Origin of the sequence: Kribbella pittospori, assembly GCF_004331465.1 — a bacterium.
GTDB classification, from domain to species: Bacteria; Actinomycetota; Actinomycetes; order Propionibacteriales; family Kribbellaceae; genus Kribbella; species Kribbella pittospori.
Window position 1 is genome coordinate 652,914 of sequence record NZ_SJKB01000001.1, and the last position, 21,132, is coordinate 674,045.

Genomic DNA, 21,132 nt, shown 5'->3' on the forward strand with positions numbered 1-21,132 from the left:
ACAGCGATCTCCGGTCAAGACCGGAATCGAAATGTGCTGACCGCCGGGCCGTCCGCCGTGAGGTTTCCGGTACCGACGAGGGTCGTGATCGGCACCTTGTGCCCGAATCGCGGTGAGTACCAGCCCAGCAACGGATCGTCGTCACCACGGTGCGCGGACCAGCTCAGTCCGGCCGGCAACTCGACGACGGCCGAGCCGTTCGGCCACTCCAGCCGCCCGGTCGCCCCGTCCAGGTCGACGGTCACTTCCGGCCCGAGATGCCACGCGATCCGTACGCCGGCCTGCGCATCGAGCCGGTCCTCGACCCGCAGTACTCCGTGATCCAGTACGGCGGTTCGCCGGTGTGTCACCGGGTTGTCGCCGGATCGGTAGCCGTCGTGTTCGGCGTCCCACGTCGCCACATCACCATCGGCGGCGTACCGGCGTACCCGGCCTGTTGCCCCGCGCAACCAGAGGAACGGACCGCCTTGGTCGGACTGCTCGGAGCCGGATACCTCGACGGTGTTGTGGGCGATGGTCGAGCGGAAGTAGTTCCGCCAGGCTTCCTCGCCGTGATAGCAGTACGTGCCTGGGTCGGCCAGGACGTCGACGCCGCCGACCCGGACCTCGAGTGAGAGCGCGTCGCAGTGTGCGTGCGCGGCGATCGAGAGGAAGCCGTGTGGGCCTGCGTCGGCTCGGCACCAGATCTCTGGCCCAGCGTCGCGGCTGCGCAGGATCGTCAAGCCGGCGTCCTCGAAATGCTCTGGGCGTTCGGCTGGACGATCGGATTGTCGACCGTCTACAAGTGCACCGACGAGGGCCGCGGTCGCCGTGACCGGGACCTCGGGCCACCAGGGCGCGCGACCGACGACGGCGGCGCCGAGGGACAGGAACGCCCACCAATTGCTGACATTCGGCGGATCCAGGACCAGCACCATGCCCTCGTCGTCGTCGCCCTGGCGTGGCGGCCGCAGGGTGTTGTCGACAATCGCCGCGGCCACATCGATCGTGCGGGTCAGCAGTGCCCAGGTCTTCTCGGTCAGCGGATGGCCGGCCGTGTCCGCTTCGAGTGCGGCGTACAGGCCGAGCTCGGAGACGAAACGGTGGTAGTCGGTCGCGAGTTCGCGGTTCACGCCGGACGGGAAGGTGTTGGCGTCCAGTTCGCTCTCGAGGAGCGCGGCCGCTTCGTCGCGCCAGTGCGTGCTCTGGGTGAACCACGGGAACGCGCAGGCACCCACGAGTTGCCCGGCGGCCTCGGCGATCACATGATTGTTGGCCGACGAACCGCGGCTGCGGAAGGCGGCCAGGTAGCGCTGGTGCCAGTAGATCTGCCGGAGCGCGAGTTCGTTGTGCTCGAACAGATCGGTGACCTCGGGCCAGTCGTTCAGCAGTCGCCGGATCCAGGTCCAGCTGATCAGCCGGATGCCGATCTCGATCCCGCTCGCCCAGTGCACACCGGACAGGAACGGGTTGGACCGCCACCAGTCGTTCAAGTGCTCGGCGACGCGGTCGGCGTACGCGTCGTCGAGGGTCAGGTACCAGGCCGCGGCCAGTTGGGTCAGGTGGTGGTGCCGGGACAACTCCCAGACCTGCTTGACGTTCCCGACCAGTTCTTCGTTGCGGTGGTTCAGGCGGAACGTGTACTGCGCCGGGTCGGACCGACGGCCGGTGGTCGGGTCGCGGAACCAGTCCGGCGAGCGCAGATCCGTCCGGTCGGCGCCGAGTACCTCGAGCTTCCCGGCCATGATCGCGTCCGCGGTCGCGATGATCGCCTTGCGCGCTTCCTCCGGTACGGCGTCCGCCGCGTGCGACGGCAGCGTCGTACCGAAGGTCAGCTCCTTGCGCACCGGCGGATGCACCTGCACGTCCTGCCCGGGCCTGACCTGCTGATACGCCCAGGTGGTACGACGTGCGTGGTCGCGGGTCCGCCAGGCCAGCTCGGTGGGGGACATCCGCCGCAAGCGGCGGACGTACCAACCCAGGGGCTGGCGGCTCACACCATCTCCGGACGGCCGCTGGCCAGGCTCCGGTCGACGGCGATGGTCGCGCGGGTGGTGGCGATCAGGGAGTCGAACGAGATCGGCATCGGGCCGCCCGACGTGACCGCGGCGACGAAGCGTTCGAGCTCGACCCGCTGGCCCTTGTCGGTGCCGCGAGCCTTGCGGGTCGATGGCTTCCGGCCGGCCCAGACCGAGGCGCTCTGGAAGTTGTCCAGCCGGCCGTTGCGGCCGCCGCCGGTGATGTCCAGCGTCTCCTTCGGGAAGCGGGCGTTGCCGCCGCCGACGTACGTGATCTGGCCGGCCGAACCGTTCGCGAACCGCAGGGTGACGATGACGTCGCCGGCTTCCGGACCGGGTACGGCGTACACCTCGGTCGGCGGGCTGTTCAGCCACCAGGCCAGGGTGTCGATGAAGTGACCGCCCTCGCCGCCGAACCGGCTGCCCTCCTTGTCCTGGTCGAGGTACCAGCTGGACGGATCGAGCCGGCCGGCGTTGACCAGGTAGCGCAGCGAGTAGTTGCCGCCCGGGTCTCCGAACCGGTCCCGCAGGTCGGTGAGCAGGGGAGCGAACCGGCGGTTGAACCCGACCATCAGCCGGTCGTTGCCGGTGGCATCGACCGTGGCGACGATTCGGTCCACGTCCTCGGTGGTCAGCGCCAGCGGCTTCTCCACGAAGACCGCCTTCCCGGTCTCCAACGCCCGGCACGCCAACTCCGCATGACTACTGTGCCGGGTAACCACAAACACCGCATCCAAGCTGTCGTCCGAGAGAACTTCGTTGGCGTCGGTGGAGAGCTGCTCGAACCCGAACCTGCGTTGTGCGTTCGCGGCAGACAACGACTTGTTCGTCGCCACCCGCGCCAGGACAGCGTGCTCGTTCTTCTGCAGATGAGGCAGAAGCATGCTCGACGCATAGTTCCCCGCCCCGATGAACCCCAACCGAGCTCCACCGGCGGAAGCCGGCCCCCCGGCCGGCTCCCGCCGGCGGGTAGTAGTAACAGGTACCGCTCCTGTGGTTTCCGTAGTTCCCGCGCCGGCGTCGGCGCTCTGCGGCGGCGTGGCGTTCGGGTACTCGAAGAGGAAGCCGACTCCGGGGAGGGTGCCTGTGCTTAGTTGTTGGTAGACGTCTGTGGCGTCGGCGATGGGGAAGGTGCCGGCGATCAGGGAGCCGATGTCCATTTGTTCGCGGGCGATCAGGTCGATGAAGCACGCCAGGTTGCGGCGTTCGGTCCAGCGGACGTAGCCGGCGGGGTAGTCGATGCCCTGGAGTTCGTAGCGGTCGTCGTACCGGCCCGGGCCGTACGAGCGGGAGAACCGGACGTCGAGTTCCTTGTCGTAGTACGCGTTCCACGGCAGGTCGAGCCGGGTCTTGCCGATGTCCACCACCCGGGCACGGTCACGCGCCAGCCGGGCCGCGGTCTCCACCGGACCGTTGGAGTGACCACCGGCCGCCAGCAGAATGTGGTCGGCACCAAGCCCGTTGGACGCCTCGAGAATCGACCGCTCCAGCGACGCGATCCCCGCCTCGTCGGCGGACGAGCAGTGCAGCGCCCCGGCCTTCTCCGCCATCCGGCACCGGTCATCGACAGTGTCGATCCCGAACACCCGCACCCCGGCCGCAACCAGTAGCCGCACAACCAACTGTCCGACCAGTCCGAGCCCAATCACCACCGCGGTATCGCCGAGCTGCACCTCCGACTGCCGTACGCCGTGCATCGCGATCGCACCGACCGTCGAGAACGCGGCCTGCTCCGGCGGTACGCCGTCCGGCACCGGCACGCACAGGTTGACCGGGATCCAGTTGTACTCCGCATGCAGCGCAAACTCGTTGCCCGCGGCAGCGACCAGCTGCCCGACGCTGAACTCCTCGGCCCCGGCGCCAACCTCGACAACCACGCCGCACAGCGAATAGCCCAGCGGCGTGTACGAGTCGAGCTTGTTCATCACCTTCTTGTAGGTGTTGACCGCGCCCTGCTGGGCCACCGAATCCAGCACCTTGCGGACCTGGTCCGGCCGCGCCCGCGCCTTGCCGAGCATGGACAGCTTGGCCTCGCCGACCTTCATCAGCTCGGTGCCGGTGGAGATCAGCGAGTACAGCGAGCGGACCAGCACGCCGCCCGGCGCACAGGTGGGCGGAGGCACGTCCAGGACCGCGAGCTCACCGGACTTGTAGTTCTGTGCAACCTGTTTCATGCCAGTCCTTCAGAGAGAGTCGAGCCGTCAGAGTGAGGTGATGGTCACGCCCAGGGAGCGCATGTGCCGGGTCCAGGTCTCCAGCGTCAGCAGCTGCCAGATCTGCTTCGAGTAGTCCTCGCGCCCGGCCCGCTCGTCGTCGACCAGCCGCTGTACGGCGGCCTGCTGGAGGAAGCCGCTGCCGACGAGTTCGCCGCGCAGCAGCGTGTCGTCGACAAGTTCACGCAGGTCGTTGCGGACCCAGGCCCGCAGCGGCGCACTGAACGACGCCTTCGGCCGGTAGATGATCTCCTTCGGCAACCACGCCTCGGCTGCCTTCTTCAACGCGAGCTTGCTGACCCGGCGGTGGATCTTCTCGCTGCCCGGGATCGAGAACGCCGCGGCAGCGACGATCGGGTCCACGAACGGCGTCCGGACCTCGGTCGACGCGGCCATGCTGGACCGGTCGGTGTAGGCCAGGTTCAGCCCGGGCAGGAACATCCGCGAGTCAGCCAGGCACATCCGGTTCACGTGATCGTCGAGCGTCGTGTCGTGGTAGATGTCGCTGTGCTCGGACAGCAGCTTCCCGACGTACGGCTCCAGGTCCGGGCTCAGCAGTCCGGTCAGCTGGTCACCGTCGTACATCGTGTAGCTGCGCCGGAACGCCGTCTCCTCCGGCAGATCCGCGAAGGTCAGGAACCGCTTCGCCCACCGGGCGTACCGCAGTCCGCGACCGTTCACCGTGACCGGCATCCGCCGTATCGCCGGGCCGATCAGACCGTTCCGCAGTACGCCGGGGAGCCGCTGGTACTGCGCTCCCATCACACAGGCGAGGTGTTTGCGGTAACCGCCGAACAGCTCGTCGGCGCCCATCCCGGACAGCAGCACCTTCACGCCGGCGGCGCGAGCGGTGTCGCACATCAGCAGCGTGTTGATCGCGGCCGGGTCACCGATCGGCTCGTCCAGCGTGTCGACAATCCGCGGAAGCAGATCGACCACGTCCGGCGCGATCTCGATCTCGTGCAGCTTGATGCCGAACTGCTGCGCCACCTTGCGCGCATAGATCGCGTCGTCGGGCATCGCCTCGAGTCGCTGGTCCTCCGCGCGGAACGTGATCGTGTACGAGTCGACGCCAGGATCGAGCCGCTTCGCCAGCACTGTGACGAGGCTGGAGTCGAGACCACCACTCAGGAACGTCGACACCGGCACATCGGCGACCATGTGCGCGGCGACCGACTCCTCGATCACTGTCCGCAGGTCTGCCCGAGGCCCGGCGGCCGCTTGGGTCGCGATGTCGGTCACGCGCCAGTACGTCTCGTGCCGGCTGCTGCCGTCCGGCCGGAACTCCGCCCACGAACCCGGTGGCAGCTTCTCCACACCATCGATCGCGCAGCGTTGTTCGGGCAGCCAGTAGTAGAGCATCGACGCGATCAGCGCGCCGGGCTCGGTCCGAAGCTCCGATCCGACCGCGGCGACCAGCGCCTTCAGCTCGGATGCGAAGACCACGCCGCCCTCGCGGCGCAGGAAGTACAGCGGCTTGATGCCGAGCGGGTCGCGGGCCAGGTACATGCTGCCGCTGTCCTCGTCCAGCATCGCGAACGCGAACATGCCACGGAACCGCTTGAGGGCGTCCGGACCCCAGCGGCGCCAGGCCTCCAGCACGACCTCGGTGTCGCCGTTGGTCCGGAACGCGACGCCGGCCTTGGACAGCTCGGCGCGGAGTTCCTTGTAGTTGTAGAGCTCGCCGTTGTAGCAGATCGTCAGGCCGCGCTTGGTGAACGGCTGGTCCGCCTCCGACGACAGGTCGATGATCGACAACCGGCGGTGCGCCAGGAACGCCCGGACATCACCCTCGTCGAACGCGTAGACCCGGTCGGCGTCCGGACCGCGGTGCGCGATCCGGTCGCTCATCGTCTCGGCCAGCGCGAAGCCGTCGTGCTGCTGGTAGCAGCCGGCGATGCCGCACACCTCAGGACCCCGTGGCCCGGGCCACGTCGCCGACCTCGCTGACGTGACCGGTCAGGCCGTCGTACACCCCGAGGTAGGCCTTCTGCTGGTGCTTCCAGGCGAGCACCTGCTCGACCCGTTCGCGGCCCAGCCGGCCCATCCGGCGGCGCCGGACCTCGTCGTCGAGCAGGTCGACGATCGCCTGCCCGTACTTCGCGACGTCGTTCGGCTCGACGTACACCGCGGCGTCCTCGGCGGAGACCTTGGTCTCGATCAGGTCGAAGGCGACGACAGGGAGCTCGAAAGCCATGTACTCCATCGTCTTGTTCATCGTCGACACGTCGTTGAGCGGATTCTTCGGGTCCGGCGACAGGCCGGCGTCCGCGGTCGACATGACCGCGCGCACCGTCTCGTCCGGCACCCGGCCGGTGAACTCGACGTGCTCGCCGAGGCCGAGCTCGTCCCGCAGCGCGACGACGTCGTCGAAGGAGTCACCGCCACCCATCAGCGTGAACGCGATGTCGGTCCGGCCGAGCTTGTTGACAATGTGATCCGCCGCGCGCACGACGATGTCGACACCGTCCTGCGGACCCATCACGCCGATGTAGGTGACCAGGTAGCGGTGACCGCGACGCAGCGAGTCGTCCACCACGGACAGGTCGCGCTGCAGCCGGTCCGGGTCGGGCCCGGTGCGGACCACGGTCACGTCGTGGTTCGCCTTGCCGCTGCGCGTGATCGCGATCCGGCGGTAGGAGTCGTTGGTCGACGTCACGTGGTCGGCCTTGCGGTGCGTCATCCGCTCCAGGAACCGCAGTCCCTTGTACGGCAGGCTCGTCGTACCGCCGAAGCGGGACTGGAACAGCTCCGGGCACAGGTCGTGGTGGTCGAAGACGAACTTGGTCCGGTCCAGCCGGCGCAGCAGCATCGCGATCGGCCAGAAGATGTCCGGCGGGTTGCAGGCCTGCAGTACGTCGAACGTGCCGGCCTTGCGCGCCCGCAGCACCAGCCGCAGCGTCGCCAGGAACGAGTACGCGTACTCCCAGACGAAGCCGATCTTGCTGCCGCCGGGCGCGTACGCCTTGTACTGGTGCACGGCCACCCCGTCGATGACCTGGTACGACGGGTCGCCCGGACCCTTGGGACAGACGACGGTCACGTCGTACCCGGACGCCATCAGGGCCTGGCATTCCAGCCAGACCCGGCGGTCGAACGGCACCCACAGGTTCTGGATGATGATCAGTACGCGCGGACCGCTCACCAGCCGACTCCTTCGTATCCGGGCAGCGCCTCGACGGCGTTGCCGAGCCGGCCGCTGAGGTCGATGGTCCGGGACGGTGGAGTGGTCAGCAGGGCGTCGATCGCGGCGGTGTCGGTGGCCGACACGATGGCCAGGTCGGCACCCGCGAGGGCCGCGATCGGGTCGTCGGTCAGCACCCGCTGCAGGTGCGGCAGCTTCGAGGTCACGTGCCGCAGGTTCGCGCCGACCAGGCGGCTCGGGTTCACGATCGCGTCGTAGATGCGCAGGTTGTAGCCCTTGCCGATCAGCCGTTCGGCCAGCTCGACGCTCGGGCTCTCGCGCAGGTCGTCGGTCGCGTGCTTGAAGCTCAGGCCGAGCAGTGCGATCTCGCGTCCCGGGCCGGCCACGACGCGGTCGACGACGTCACGGACGGTCAGCTCGTTGGTCGCCAGCGTGCCGGCGAGCAGCGGCAGGTCAGTGTCGTTGACCCGGGCCAGGTGCAGGACCGAGCGCAGGTCCTTCGGCAGGCACGAGCCGCCGAAAGCGAACCCCGGCCGCAGGTAGTACGGCGAGATGTTGAGGCTGGTGTCCTGGACGAAGATCCGCATGACCTCGCGCGAGTCCACCCCGTAGTACCGAAAGATCCGGCCCATTTCGTTGGCGAACGACACCTTGGTCGCGTGGAACGCGTTGCAGGCGTACTTGAGCGCCTCCGCGGTCCGGATGTCGACAACCTGAACGTCGACCCCCAGGCCGCGCCGTTCGAAAATGAAGGCGAACAGGTCGGTCAGGGCGGTGCCGACCTTGGCGTTGCGTGTCCCGACGACGACGAAGGGTGGATCGTAGAAGTCGGCCAGCCCGGATCCTTCCCGCAGGAACTCCGGGCACATCGCCGTACCGAAGGTGAACCCCTCGGCGGCCGGTACTTCGGCCAGCACCCGCGCGACGACCTCGTCCACGGTTCCCGGCGGGACCGTGCTCCGGACCACGATGCTGTGGAACCCGGACTCCGGTGGCTCGGCGACATGCGCCGCCTCGGCGATGTCGCGGACCGCCCGCCGGATGTAGGTCAGGTCGGTACTGCCCGCCGCGGTCGACGGCGTCCCCACACAGATCAGCGAGACGTCGGCGCGTTCCAGCGCGAGTCGCGGATCGGTGGTCGCGTGCAGTCTTCCCGCGGCGACCCCGTCCGCCACCAGTTCGTCCAGGCCCGGTTCGACCACCGGGCTGTGTCCCTCGGTGATCGGACCGACCTTCGCAGTATCGACATCGACCCCCCAGACGTCGTGGCCGTTGGCAGCCAGGCACGCGGCCGTCACTGACCCCACATAGCCCAAGCCGAATACGGCAACCTTCATAACGCCCCCCACAGGCTCATGACGCGGGCATCCCCCGCGTACGGCAGCAGCGCAGAGAAGAGCAGCCGCGGCCGCCGCTTGATACACACCGCCCGAAGAAATTGCGTGTATCAGGCGGCCCGGTCGCCGATCTGTATTGGGCGACAGACCAGTGCTGGGGTGAGGGAGCGACGGATGAGGGTTCTGGTCACCGGGGACCGGGGATATATCGGCGCTGTGATGGTGCCGTTCCTGCGCGATGCCGGGCATCAGGTGGACGGGCTGGACAACGGGTTGTACGAGGGGTGCGACCTGCTGGGAGGACCGGATCCGATCGGGAACCGGAAACCGCGGGACATGCGCGACGTGACCGCGGCCGAGCTCGAGGGGTACGACGCCGTGGTCTGTCTGGCCGCGCTGTCGAACGATCCACTCGGCCATCTGAACCGCGACGCCACGTACTCGGTCAACCTGGACGGGACGCTCAAGGTGGCCCAGGCGGCCAAGGACGCCGGCATCGAGCGGTTCCTGTTCGCCTCATCCTGCAGCCTGTACGGCGCGGCCGGCTCCGAGGCGGTCGGTGAGGACGCGGACATGTACCCGGTCACGCCGTACGGCGAGACCAAGGCGCTGGCCGAGAAGGAGCTGTCGAAGCTTGCCGACGACACCTTCAGCCCGACGTACCTGCGCAACGCCACCGCGTACGGCGCATCCACCCGGCTGCGGCTCGACATCGTGGTGAACAACCTGACCGCGATCGCGATGACGACCGGGCAGGTGCGGCTGGAGAGCGACGGGACGCCGTGGCGGCCGCTGGTGCACATCGAGGACATCAGCCGGGCCTTCCTGACGGTGCTCGAGTCGCCACGCGAGGTGATCCACGACCAGGCGTTCAACGTCGGCCGGTCCGAGGACGTGGTCCAGGTCCGCGACATCGCCGAGATGGTCCGCGAGGCGGTGCCCGGTTCGACCCTGTCGATCGCCGACGGCGCCGGTCCGGACCTGCGCAACTACAAGGTCGACTTCAGCAAGCTCAACGACACCTTCCCCGACCTGAAGCTGGCGTGGACTGTGCGCAAGGGCGTGGACGAACTGGCCCGCGCGTACGAGCGGCACGGCCTGACGCTGGCGGACTTCGACTCCGCCCAGTTCGTCCGGCTTCGCCGGATCCAGCAGCTGCTCGGCGCAGGCATGGTCGACGACCAGTTGCGCCGCCAGACCGACGTGCAGTTCCCCGGACCGGGGGACTCTATCTTCAAGGAGAAGCACTGATGGGGGAATCAGTCGCCTGCCGTCTCTGTGGCCAGACACTGACGCGGACGTTCGTCGACCTGGGCATGTCGCCGCCGTGCGAGAGCTTCCTGCGCGCCGACCAGATCGACAGCGGTGAGACTTTCTATCCGTTGAACGTGCGGATCTGCGACAACTGCCTGCTGGTCCAGCTGCCGGCGTACGTCGCGGCCGACGACGTGTTCAGTGACTACCTGTACTTCTCGTCGTACTCGACCAGCTGGGTGGAGCACGCCCGCCGGTTCGTCGTCGACATGCAGGAGCGGCTCGACCTCGGTGCCGAGAGCCTGATCGTCGAGGCGGCCAGCAACGACGGCTACCTGCTGCAGCACGCGACCGCGCTCGGCATCCCGGTGCTCGGCATCGAGCCGGCCGCGAACATCGCCGCGATCGCCAACGAGAAGGGCATCCGGACCGAGAGCTACTTCCTCGGTGAGGAGACCGGCAAGGACGCGGCCGCCCGGCACGGCCAGGCAGACCTTGTCGTCGGCAACAACGTGTTCGCGCACGTGCCGGACATCGTCGACTTCGCCAAGGGCCTGCGCGCGCTGGTCAAGGACGACGGCCTGGTGTCGCTGGAGTTCCCGCACCTGCTCCGGTTGATCGAGCGTCGCCAGTACGACACGATCTATCACGAGCACTACTCGTACCTGAGCCTGAAGACCGCCGCGCTGGCGCTGGAGAAGGCCGGCCTGAAGGTCGTCGACGTGCAGGAACTGGCCAGCCACGGCGGTTCGCTGCGGGTCATGTCGACGCCGATCGAGACCGCGGGCGAACCGACCGAGCTGGTCGGGAAGGTCCTGCAGGACGAGGCGGACGCGGGTCTGCACACGGTCGAGGGCCACCTGGGCTTCGCGACCGAGGTCTTCACGATCAAGTCCGACCTGCTGGAGTTCCTGATCCAGGCCCAGCGCGAGGGCAAGTCGGTGGCCGGCTACGGCGCACCCGGCAAGGGCAACACGCTGCTGAACCACTGCGGCATTCGCGAGGACCTGCTGCCGTACACGGTCGACCGCAGCCCGCACAAGCACGGCATGTTCCTGCCGGGCACACACATCCCGATCTTCGCCCCGGAGCGCCTCGCCGAGACGCGCCCCGACTACATCGTGATCCTGCCGTGGAACCTGCGGGAGGAGATCGTCCACCAGCTCGGCTACGCACGGGAGTGGGGCGCGAAGTTCGTCGTACCCATCCCGCGTCTCGAACTGCTCTGAATCGTAAGTGGGATCTGACAAGTCTTCAGTGGGGGAAGGAACAGCGCGATGAAGGTCGTGATCTTCTGTGGGGGGTTCGGGCTGCGGATGCGCAGCGGGGTGGACTCCGCACCGAAACCGATGATGACGATCGGCGACCGGCCGGTCCTGTGGCACGTGATGCGGTACTACGCACACTTCGGCCACACCGAGTTCATCCTGTGCCTGGGCTTCGGGGGGTCCGCGGTCAAGGAGTACTTCCTGCGCTACGAGGAGACGGTCTCCAACGACTTCGTGATGTCGAAGGGCGGGCAGCGGATCCAGTTGCTCGACTCCGACATCAGCGAGTGGAAGATCACCTTCGTCGACACCGGGATCGACACCAGCATCGGTGAGCGGCTGCGCCGGGTCCGGCCCTATCTCGAGGACGACGACGCGTTCCTGGCCAACTACGGCGACGTGCTGACCGACGCTCCGATGGACAAGATCGTCGATCACGTGATGACCAGCGACATCACCGCCAGCCTGCTCGCGGTGCCGCCGCAGGCGTCCTTCCACGTGGTCGAGTTCGGCACCGACGCCCGGGTCACCGGGCTGCGGTCGGCGGCCGACCTGAACGCGTGGATCAACGGCGGCTACTTCGTCATCAAGAAAGAGATCTTCGACGTCCTGCACGAGGACGAGGACCTGGTCGGGGACGCGTTCCCGCGGCTGGCCGCGATGCGCAGGCTCGAGGCCATCCCGCACCACGGGTTCTGGGCGCCGATGGACACCCTCAAGGAGCGCAGCCAGCTCGAGGAGTTGTACCGGTCCGGCAAGAAGCCGTGGGCGCTGTGGAGCCACGAGGCCCGCGCGCACCGTGGCCAGGTGATGGACAAGGGCTTCGACGTTCCGGCCGCATCCGCCGGCGACGACCCGGTAGTGGTGGCGATCTGATGCTGCCGTTCCAGCTCGGCCTGATCGACGGGCCGGTCCATCTGGTTGCCCTCGGCGCCCATCCGGACGACATCGAGATCGGCTGCGGCGGCACGCTGCTGAAGCTGGCCGAGTCGGTGCCGGAGCTGACCGCCGAGTTCGTGATCGCGACCGGATCCGCACTCCGGCTGGACGAGGCCCGCCGCGCGGCGGAGCTGTTCCTGCCCGAGTGCGAGGTGACCGTCACCTCGGCCGAGCTGCCGGACGGCCGGCTGCCGTCGTACTGGAACGAGACCAAGGAGTTGCTCGAGGCAACGGCGCGGGCCGCGCAGACCGGTTCGAGCCGGCGCCCGGACCTGGTGATGGCGCCGAGCCGTACCGACGCGCACCAGGACCACCGCCTGATCGCCGAGCTGGCGCCGACGGTCTGGCGGGACCACCTGGTGCTGCACTACGAGATCCCCAAGTGGGACGGCGACATCAGCCGGCCGTGGCTGTACGTCGAACTGACCGAGGAGCAGCTGCGCGACAAGATCGCCCTGCTGCGCAAGGCCTACCCGTCCCAGGCCCCGCACGACTGGTTCGACGAAGAAGTCTTCGCCGGACTGGCCCGGCTGCGCGGGATGGAGTGCCGCGCGCGGTACGCCGAAGCGTTCACCACGGCCAAGGCGACGTTGACATGGTGACCGGAGGGGAACAAGTGAGCTTCAAGTGTCGTGGGTGCGCGGGGGAGAACGTCGTACCCGTGGTGGATCTCGGTGCGCAGCCGTGTGCCGACTACTTCCCGACGGCGGACACGCCGGGGCCCGATCCGCGCTGGCCGCTGGAGCTGTGGCTGTGCCGGGACTGCACGCTGGTGCAGCTCGGCCCGGTCGAGCCGCAGCTGCCCGAACCGCCGCTGGCGGTGGAGTCGGCGACGAGCATCGCGCACGCCGAGTCGTCGGTTAAGGAACTGCTGAGGGACTACCCGGAGCTGACCGGCGGAGTGGTCTTCGAGTTCGCCAGCCACCACGGTGGCTCCTGGCTCGAGCACCTGTACGCCGCCGGTTGCCGGCTGGCCGGTGACGGCGAACGCGCCGACCTGGTCGTCGATGTTCACGGCATCGCGCACGAGCCGTCGGTCGGCGAGATGCTGCGGCTGCGCGCCGAACGGCTCGCCCCGGGCGGACTGCTGGTGCTGGAGTTCCACCACCTGCTGCCGCTGTTCATCGGCAACCAGTTCGACACCATCCGGCACGGTCACTGGTCGTACCTGTCGCTCGGAGCGGTGAAGCGGCTGTCCGCCCTGCACGGGCTCGCGGTCGAGTCGGTCCGCCAGGTCGACATGTTCGGCGGCAGCCTGATGGTGATGCTGCGGCACGCGGACGACGCGAAGCCGGACGCATCGGTCGACGTACTGCTGGAGGACGAGGACGCGGCCGGCATCGCCGAGGAAGTCCAGCTGGCCAGCCTGCAGGAGGCCGCGTGGCACGCCGCCGGCGCTCTGCACGACGAACTGGTCCGGCACAAGGCCGCCGGGCGCACAGTGCTCGGGTACGGTGCTCCGTCGAAGGCGCCGGTGCTGCTCGACCTGAGCAAGATCGGGACCGACCTGCTGGAGTTCACCGTCGACGCCGCACCGGGCAAGCACGGACGCCGGATTCCCGGGGGCTGTGGTGTCCCGATCCGGCCGATCGACGAACTGAGGGCCGCGCGGCCGGATGTCGTCCTGGTACTGACCTGGGACATCGCCGACGAGGTCATCTCCCAACTCGAAGCCGGTGGCGGCCGGGGTGCCACGTACCTGGTCCCGCTGCCCGAACCGCACGAAGTCGTGGGCTGACATGAAAGGTGTTCTGCGCCGCCTCACCTGGGGACTCGCTGACCAGGCTGTGACCAGCCTGGTCAGCTTCGTGGTCGGTATCGTCGTCGCGCGATCGCTGGGTGCCGTGGAATTCGGCGCCTTCAGCCTCGCGTGGGTGACGTATGGGGTCGTGGTGAACATCTCCCGCGGCCTCGCCACCGACCCGTTGGCGGTGCGGTTCAGTGGAGTGCCCAGGCCGGTGTGGCGGAAGGCAGTGGCAAGTTCGACCGGGATGGCGATCGCGGTCGGTCTGATCATGGGCACGATCTGTGTCGTGGTCGGCGTCCTCCTCGGCGGCCGGCCGGGTTCGGCGTTCGTCGCGCTGGGGATCGTGCTCCCGGGCCTGATGTTGCAGGACAGCTGGCGGTTCGCGTTCTTCGCGTCCGGCCAGGGTGGCAAGGCGTTCATCGCCGACATCACCTGGGCCACCGCGCTCGTCCCGCTGCTCTACCTGGCCTCGCGGGATCCCAGTGTCATCCGGTTCGTCCTGGCCTGGGGTGCCGCCGGCGTGTTCGCCGCGCTGGTCAGTGGTCTGCAGGCGGGCGTCGTACCGCGCTTGTTCAGGGCGCTCGACTGGTTGCGGCAGCACCGGGATCTCGGGCTGCGCTACCTGGCGGAGAACCTGACCATCAGCGGTGCCTACCAGTTCAAGATGTACGGGCTCGGCGCGCTCGCCGGGGTCGCCGCGGTCGGTACCGTCCGCGGCGCGGAGATGATGCTCGGCCCGTTCTTCATCGTGCTGTCCGGGATCGGTCTGGTGGCGGTTCCGGAAGCCGCCCGGGTCCTGCGCCGGCGACCACGGGCGCTGCCGTGGTTCTGCCTGCTGCTCGGCGGGGCACAGGCCTTCGCCGCGTTGGCGTGGGGCCTGGCGCTGTTGTTCCTGCTGCCGGACGAGTGGGGCCACGCGCTGCTCGGTGAGGTGTGGCTGACCTCGTCCACACTGTTGCTACCGGCAACTTTGTCGGTGATGTTCGCCAGCTTCTACACCGGTGCGTCGGCCGGGCTGCGTGCCCTCGGCGTGGCCAGGAGGAGCCTCCGCGCCCAGCTGTGGGCGTCGGCGGCATACCTGATCGGCGGTGTCGGAGGTGCCGCGATCGCCGGTGCGCTCGGGTCGTCCTGGGGAGCGGCCTGTGCGACGTTCGTCGGCGCGATCGTCTGGTGGTGGAGCTTCGGGGTGGGGATCCGCGAGCGGTGGGCGCAGCCAGAAGCCGAGGCTGCCGAACCGGTTGAGGTCGCCCAGCCCCCCGAGGCCGCGGAGATTCAGGAGATGCCAGAAATGAGGAGCACATGAACGCCGTACCACGGCTGAGCATCGGCCTCCCGGTGTACAACGGGGAGAAGTATCTGGCCGAGTCCCTGGACGCCCTGCTGGGACAGACCTATACCGACTTCGAGCTGATCATCTCGGACAACGCGTCGACCGACCGGACCGAGGAGATCTGCCGCGAGTACCTGGCGAGGGACGCGCGGATCAGCTACTTCCGCCAGCCGGTGAACATCGGTGCCACGCCGAACCACAACTGGACCTTCGAACAGTCCCGCGGCGAGCTGTTCAAGTGGGCGTCGTACGACGACCTGTACGGCCAGGACCTGCTGCTGCGGTGTATCGAGGCGCTGGACGCCGACCCCGGGCTCGTGCTGGCGCACGCCCACCAGGCGATCATCGACGGCAACGGCGACATCGTGCTGAAGGTCGACTACCCGCTGGCCACCGACGACCCGAGCCCGGTCGAGCGGTTCCGCAGCCAGCTGTTCGCGGTCGGCGGCGACGACTTCTACGGCGTGATGCGCTCCGACGTGTTGCGCCGTACGCCGCTGAACGGGAGCTACCACCACTCGGACCGGACGATCATCGCCGAACTGGCGTTGCACGGCCGGTTCTACCAGGTGCCCGAGTTGCTGTTCTTCCGCCGGGACCACCCGGACCGGGCCGAGCGGGCCAAGCCGACCATCCGGTCCCGCTCCGCGAACATGGAGCCGCGGCGGGCCAGCCGGCTGCGGCATCCGACCGTCCGGCTGCTCGCCGAGTACATCGGTGGCTTCGTCGGTGCGATCCGCCGGGCGCCGTTGTCGTCCGCGGAGCGGCGTGGGTGCTACGCCCAGCTGATCCGCTGGATGGCCAGCCGGGCCAAGCCCGGATCCAAGCAGCGGATCGAGGACAGCGCGCCGCCGAGCGCACCGATGTCGATTCCGGAGAGCTCGGCGGTGGCCGGTCAGAGGAGGGTCGCACAGGGATGAGCGCCGCCGTTGCAGGCAGGCCGCCGCGGATCGCCATCTTCGGCCTGCTGGGATCGGGCAACCTGGGCAACCACGGGTCGCTCGACGCGATGCTGTGGTTCCTCCGGCGCGACCACCCGGAGGCGGAGATCAGCTGCGTCTGCTCCGGCCCGGAGACGCTGGAGCGGCAGTACGGCATCCCGGCGACGGCGATGACCTGGTTCCAGGCCCACGGCCCCGGCCGGTCCCGGGTGACCACGATCGCCCGCAAGGTCTTCGGCAAGTTCGCCGACCTGGTCCGGATGCCGTTGCTGCTGCGCCGCTACGACCTGATCATCGTGCCGGGTATGGGCGTGCTGGAGACGACGCTCGAGCTGAACCCGTGGGGCTTCCCGTACGCGATGTTCCTGATGTGCCTGTCAGCCCGGATGGTCGGAGCGCAGGTCGCTTTCGTCAGCATCGGCGCGAACTACGCGCGCGAACGGTCGATCCGGTACCTGTTCAGGAACGCCGCGCGGATGGCGACGTACCGGTCCTATCGGGACAGTTACTCGCGCGACGCGATGCGGCAGATGGGGCTGGACACCAGCAACGACGCGGTCTACCCGGACCTCGCGTTCGCGCTGCCGGAACCCAAGGAACCGGAGTCGCGCGATCCGCGCCGGACCATCGGCCTCGGCGTGATGGAGTACCACGGCGCTTCGACCGACCGGTCCCGGTCGGACGAGATCTACACCGAGTACGTCGGCAAGATCGTCGAGTTCGCCCGCCAGGTCGTCGACGAGGGCTACCGGATCCGGCTCGTCACCGGCGACCCGGCCGACGAGGCCGTCGTCGCCGCGATCTCCGACGACCTGCGACGGACCCGGCCGGACCTGGTCGACCAGCGACTGGTGCGCGAACCCGCGGACTCGCTCGGCGAACTGATGGAGCAACTGGCCGGTGTCGATCTGGTCGTTGCCTCGCGCTACCACAACGTGCAGTCGGCACTGAAGCTGTCGAAGCCGACCATCTCGGTCAGCTACGCGGTCAAGAACGACATCCTGATGGAGGGGATGCGGCTGGCCGAGTTCCGGCAGCCGATCAAGGACCTCGACGTGACCCGGCTGATGGACCAGCTGCGGGCGCTCGAGGCGCGTGCGGGCGGCCTCGAGGCCGTCATGCAGGAGAAGAACGCCGAGTACGCCGAGCAGCTCGAGCAGCAGTTCGCCGTACTGTCCGACCGGTTCTTCGGCGCCGGACGGCCGGTGGCCACGGGCAGCGACCAGTAGGAGGATCGATGGACGTCATGCAGGTTCCGAGGATCGCCGGTGCGCTGCTGTTCCTGCCTTCGCCCTACGTGGACGAGCGCGGCTTCTTCTGCCGCACCTTCGACCGCGCGGTGGTCGCCGCGGCCGGGCTCGATCCCGACGCGTTCGAGCAGGACAGCATCTCCCGCTCGGTCAAGGGTGTCGTCCGTGGCATGCACGTCCGGTCCGGGGCCGGGGAGGCCAAGCTGGTGCGCTGCTCGTCCGGTGCCGTGCTCGACGTGGTGGTCGATCTGCGGCCGGACTCACCGACGTACCGGAACACGGAGTACTTCGATCTGACCGGCGAGAACCAGATCACCGTGTACGTCCCGGCCGGCTGCGCGCATGGCTTCCAGGCTCTGACCGATCCGGCCGACGTGTCGTACCGGATCGACCGGGCACACGACCCGAGGGAGGACGTGTCGATCGCGTTCGACGACCCGGGTCTGGGCATCGAGTGGCCGCTGCCGGTCACACTGATGTCCGAGCGGGACAAGGCCGCACCGTCGCTGGCGGAGGCCAGCAGGAGGCTGACATGACACCGACGGAGAAGTCGTTCGGCCGTTCGACCGAGCTGAACGCACGATTGCAGGACGTCGTACCGGGTGGCGCGCACACCTACGCCAAAGGCCTGGACCAGTACCCGGAGAACATGGCCCCGGTGATGACGCATGGCCGTGGCGCCCACGTGTGGGATGCCGACGGCAACGAGTACATCGAGTACGGATCCGGTCTGCGCGCGGTCAGCCTCGGACACGCGCACCCGGCGGTGCTGGAAGCGGTCCGTGGCCAGCTCGGCCTGGGGACGAACTTCGTCCGGCCGAGTGTGATCGAGCTCGATGCCGCGGAACGTTTCCTGGCCACTGTGCAGACGGCCGACATGGTGAAGTTCGCCAAGAACGGCTCGGACGTGACCACTGCCGCCGTCAAGCTGGCCAGGGCCGCCACCGGCCGGCCGCTGGTGGCGATCTGCCAGGACCAGCCGTTCTTCTCGATCGACGACTGGTTCATCTCGACCACGGCAATGTCCGCCGGCATCCCCGGTTCGACCGCAGACCTGACGGTCCGCTTCCCGTACGGCGATCTGCCCGCGACCGAGCGGCTGCTGGAAGAGCACGAAGGACAGGTCAGCTGCCTGATCCTGGAGGCGGCCACCCAGCACGACCCGCCGGACGGCTACCTGGCCGGACTGCGGGACCTCGCCCACCGGCACGGCTGCCTGCTGATCTTCGACGAGATGATCACCGGCTTCCGCTGGTCGGAGGCCGGAGCGCAGGCCGTGTACGGCGTCACGCCCGACCTCTCGACGTTCGGCAAGGCCCTCGGCAACGGCTTCGCGATCTCGGCACTGGCCGGGAAGCGCGAGTTCATGGAGCGGGGTGGCCTGCGCGACGACCGCGAGCGGGTCTTCCTGCTCTCCACCACGCACGGCGCCGAGAGCCACTCGCTGGCCGCGGCGATGGCGGTGCTGGACACCTACGAGAAGGAAGGCATCGCAGCCCGGCTGCACGCGTTGGGCGACCGGCTGGCCGGCGGCGTCCGCGAGGTGGCCGAGGCGGCCGGTGTCGGCGATCACGTGGTGACCCGCGGCCGCGCCAGCAATTTGGTCTTCGCGACCCTCGACCAGGACCTGCAGCCGTCCCAGGAGTACCGGACGCTGTTCCTGCGCGAGCTGATCCTCGGTGGGGTGGTCGGTCCGTCGTTCGTCGTGAGCGCGGCCCTGACCGACGAGGACATCGCCCGCACGGTCGAGGCGGTCGCGCAGGCATGTGTCGTCTACCGCAAGGCGCTCGACGCCGACGACCCGAGGGGGTGGACGGGCGGACGTCCGGTCAAACCGGTGTTCCGCCGCTTCGTGTAGACGGTTCGGCGAAGGGCCGGCGCGGGGCCGGCTCCGTAAGAGGGGGGTTCCATCATGCATTCCATCTATGTCGACGCCGAGTTCGGCGACGACGAACGCAGGCAGAAGTTGTACGACGGCGACCTGTTCGTCTACTCACCACGGCCGTCCACTCTGGCCCTCACCGAGTTCGCCGGTGAGATGGCCCGGGCGGCGTTCGCACCGCTGGATCCGGAGACGGCGCAGTTCGACATGGCCGTCGAGGACTACGCGGCGCTGCTGGCCGAACTCAAGCCGCGCTTCATCCATCACCCGGAGTCGAAGCGGCTGATCCAGGAGATGCTGGCCGACTTCGGTTGCGACACCGAGCAGGTCTACTTCGACGTACCGCGGATGCGGAGTTCGACGTCGAACGACTACCTGACCACCGGGATCGCGTTCGCCTTCCATCCGCACCGCGACACCTGGTACTCGGCACCGCACTTCCAGCTCAACTGGTGGCTGCCGATCTTCCCGATCACCGCGGAGAACGGGCTCGCCTTCCATCCGAAGTACTGGCAGACGCCGGTCAAGAACAGCTCCCGGGTCTACAACTACGCGGAGTGGAACGCGACCAGCCGCAAGATCGCCGCGACCCAGATCGGCACCGACACCCGGGTCCAGCCGGTGCCGGAGGAAGAGGTGGAACTGGTGCCGCAGATCCGGCCGATCTGCAAGCCGGGCGGCATCATCTTGTTCTCCGGTGCGCAGTTGCACTCCAGCGTGCCGAACACGTCAGGCCGGACGCGATTCAGTATCGACCTGCGCACCGTGCACCTGGGCGACGCGATGGACCGACGGTCGGCGCCGAACGTCGACTCGGAATGCACCGGTACGACGATGGGCGACTACCTCCGGGTCAGCGACCTGGAGCACATCCCGGCCGACGTCGTCGGGGAGTACGACACGCCGAGCCACGCGATCGCGTGACAGCTCCGGCCGGCGTCATTCCGACGCCGGCCGGGCCGCTCGCATCCGGGCGAGCCGATTCATCACCAGCGCCGTCGGCGGGATCACGAAGAGGCCGCAGCCGAAGCCGCCCAGCGTGTCGGTGGGGTAGTGGGCGGTCAGGTGGATCTGGGCGAAGGCGCTGAGACCACCGCCGATGATCGTGACGGCGAGCAGGATCGCCGTACCCGCGATCCGGCCGGTGCGCAGCAGGTCGGCCAGGAGCAGGCCGATCACCATCGCCGCCGCTGTGGCCGCGGCGACATGTCCGCTGGGATAGGACAGGAAGTCGTCGTGGATCCGGCGGTTCACCAGGGGTTTGAGCGCCGTCGTGAGCACGCTGGTCGTCACGATGCCGAGGACGGCGGCGATCGCCAGAGCCTGGCGTCCGGCGATCAGGCAGAGCGCGGCGGTGGCGAGCACCAGGACGACCCGGCCGGCAGGCTCGCCGAGCCAGTCCATCGCGCGGACGAGATTCCACGCCCCCGCGGGCGAGTCGTCGACCAGGTTCTGCACCCGGACATCCAGCCGGCTCGGGCCGGTGTCACCGGCGAACAGCACGGCCGGGACGATCCACAGCACCGCCCCGACAGCCGCCAGTACGACGGCCGGCCCACGGACTGCCGGCACCAAGGCCGGCCGCATGGCCGCACGCGGCCGAACAGCATCCTGCGACGCCATTTCCTACCCCCACCCCACCAGTCCCGCACCCCGACGCAAATTCTATCCAAGGGTTGCCGAGCCGCCGTCGCCGACGGCCCCGGGTCGTAGTACTCTGCGATGTCGCACCGCCGACGGGCGGGTGAATTTCTGGGGATGTGGGGCACGCATGTTTTGTCGTCACCGTGGGTGGCGATCTCCGGTGGACAGTGTTGATGGCAGACTGC

At 68.5% G+C, this 21,132-nt stretch carries 17 protein-coding genes; 11 read left to right on the forward strand and 6 right to left on the reverse strand.

The features are described from left to right. Positions 1 to 14 precede the first annotated feature (14 nt). The 5 genes from E0H73_RS03025 to E0H73_RS03045 are packed head-to-tail and all read right to left on the reverse strand — an operon-like array spanning position 15 to position 8,692. Positions 15 to 1,976, reverse strand: coding sequence for a heparinase II/III family protein (locus tag E0H73_RS03025; protein WP_202867175.1), 1,962 nt, complete (start codon positions 1,974 to 1,976; stop codon positions 15 to 17). Then, a complete protein-coding gene (locus tag E0H73_RS03030) occupies positions 1,973 to 4,171 on the reverse strand; it encodes a bi-domain-containing oxidoreductase (protein WP_131350829.1) in 2,199 nt (732 codons plus the stop codon). Before E0H73_RS03030 ends, E0H73_RS03025 begins: the two co-directional genes overlap by 4 nt. Positions 4,172 to 4,198: 27 nt before the next feature. After that, a complete protein-coding gene (asnB, locus tag E0H73_RS03035) occupies positions 4,199 to 6,118 on the reverse strand; it encodes an asparagine synthase (glutamine-hydrolyzing) (protein WP_131350832.1) in 1,920 nt (639 codons plus the stop codon). A 1-nt stretch (position 6,119) separates the two neighbouring features. Next, the gene (locus E0H73_RS03040; RefSeq protein WP_202867176.1) at positions 6,120 to 7,355 is read right to left on the reverse strand and encodes a glycosyltransferase family 4 protein; all 1,236 of its coding nucleotides are present in this window, start codon (positions 7,353 to 7,355) and stop codon (positions 6,120 to 6,122) included. Beyond that, positions 7,352 to 8,692, reverse strand: a complete 1,341-nt coding sequence (locus E0H73_RS03045; protein WP_131350835.1) for a UDP-glucose dehydrogenase family protein — start codon at positions 8,690 to 8,692, stop codon at positions 7,352 to 7,354. Before E0H73_RS03045 ends, E0H73_RS03040 begins: the two co-directional genes overlap by 4 nt. Before the next feature lie 174 nt (positions 8,693 to 8,866). On the opposite strand from E0H73_RS03045, the gene E0H73_RS03050 reads away from it, so the two are divergent. Genes E0H73_RS03050 through E0H73_RS03100 form a run of 11 tightly spaced genes read left to right on the forward strand, consistent with a single transcriptional unit; the run spans position 8,867 to position 20,227 of the window. Continuing rightward, a complete protein-coding gene (locus E0H73_RS03050) occupies positions 8,867 to 9,943 on the forward strand; it encodes an NAD-dependent epimerase/dehydratase family protein (protein WP_131350838.1) in 1,077 nt (358 codons plus the stop codon). Beyond that, positions 9,943 to 11,175, forward strand: a complete 1,233-nt coding sequence (locus tag E0H73_RS03055) for a class I SAM-dependent methyltransferase (RefSeq protein ID WP_131350841.1) — start codon at positions 9,943 to 9,945, stop codon at positions 11,173 to 11,175. Before E0H73_RS03050 ends, E0H73_RS03055 begins: the two co-directional genes overlap by 1 nt. Before the next feature lie 48 nt (positions 11,176 to 11,223). Then, positions 11,224 to 12,090 (forward strand): sugar phosphate nucleotidyltransferase, encoded by an 867-nt coding sequence (locus E0H73_RS03060; RefSeq protein ID WP_131350844.1) that lies wholly within the window; start codon positions 11,224 to 11,226, stop codon positions 12,088 to 12,090. Further along, on the forward strand, positions 12,090 to 12,755 hold the full coding sequence (locus tag E0H73_RS03065) for a PIG-L deacetylase family protein (RefSeq protein WP_131350847.1): 666 nt from the start codon (positions 12,090 to 12,092) through the stop codon (positions 12,753 to 12,755). The genes E0H73_RS03060 and E0H73_RS03065 overlap by 1 nt, the downstream gene beginning before the upstream one ends. Positions 12,756 to 12,769: 14 nt before the next feature. Beyond that, a complete protein-coding gene (locus tag E0H73_RS03070) occupies positions 12,770 to 13,891 on the forward strand; it encodes a class I SAM-dependent methyltransferase (protein WP_165555470.1) in 1,122 nt (373 codons plus the stop codon). Position 13,892: 1 nt separating this feature from the next. Then, positions 13,893 to 15,203: an MATE family efflux transporter gene (locus E0H73_RS03075; protein ID WP_202867177.1), complete on the forward strand. Its 1,311-nt coding sequence runs from the start codon at positions 13,893 to 13,895 to the stop codon at positions 15,201 to 15,203. Further along, positions 15,200 to 16,150, forward strand: coding sequence for a glycosyltransferase family 2 protein (locus E0H73_RS03080; RefSeq protein ID WP_131350853.1), 951 nt, complete (start codon positions 15,200 to 15,202; stop codon positions 16,148 to 16,150). Before E0H73_RS03075 ends, E0H73_RS03080 begins: the two co-directional genes overlap by 4 nt. Beyond that, positions 16,147 to 17,400: a polysaccharide pyruvyl transferase family protein gene (locus E0H73_RS03085; protein ID WP_131350856.1), complete on the forward strand. Its 1,254-nt coding sequence runs from the start codon at positions 16,147 to 16,149 to the stop codon at positions 17,398 to 17,400. Before E0H73_RS03080 ends, E0H73_RS03085 begins: the two co-directional genes overlap by 4 nt. Before the next feature lie 8 nt (positions 17,401 to 17,408). Further along, positions 17,409 to 17,957, forward strand: coding sequence for a dTDP-4-dehydrorhamnose 3,5-epimerase family protein (locus E0H73_RS03090; RefSeq protein ID WP_131350859.1), 549 nt, complete (start codon positions 17,409 to 17,411; stop codon positions 17,955 to 17,957). Then, the gene (locus E0H73_RS03095; protein ID WP_131350862.1) at positions 17,954 to 19,279 is read left to right on the forward strand and encodes a glutamate-1-semialdehyde 2,1-aminomutase; all 1,326 of its coding nucleotides are present in this window, start codon (positions 17,954 to 17,956) and stop codon (positions 19,277 to 19,279) included. The genes E0H73_RS03090 and E0H73_RS03095 overlap by 4 nt, the downstream gene beginning before the upstream one ends. Positions 19,280 to 19,333: 54 nt before the next feature. Continuing rightward, positions 19,334 to 20,227 carry a phytanoyl-CoA dioxygenase family protein gene (locus E0H73_RS03100; RefSeq protein WP_131350864.1) on the forward strand — a complete coding sequence of 298 codons (894 nt, stop codon included), beginning with the start codon at positions 19,334 to 19,336 and terminating at the stop codon, positions 20,225 to 20,227. Between the two features lie 15 nt (positions 20,228 to 20,242). Here the strand turns inward: E0H73_RS03100 and E0H73_RS03105 are convergent, their stop codons facing one another. Further along, complete coding sequence (locus tag E0H73_RS03105) at positions 20,243 to 20,926, reverse strand: phosphatase PAP2 family protein (protein WP_131350866.1); 684 nt, start codon at positions 20,924 to 20,926, stop codon at positions 20,243 to 20,245. Positions 20,927 to 21,132 lie beyond the last annotated feature (206 nt).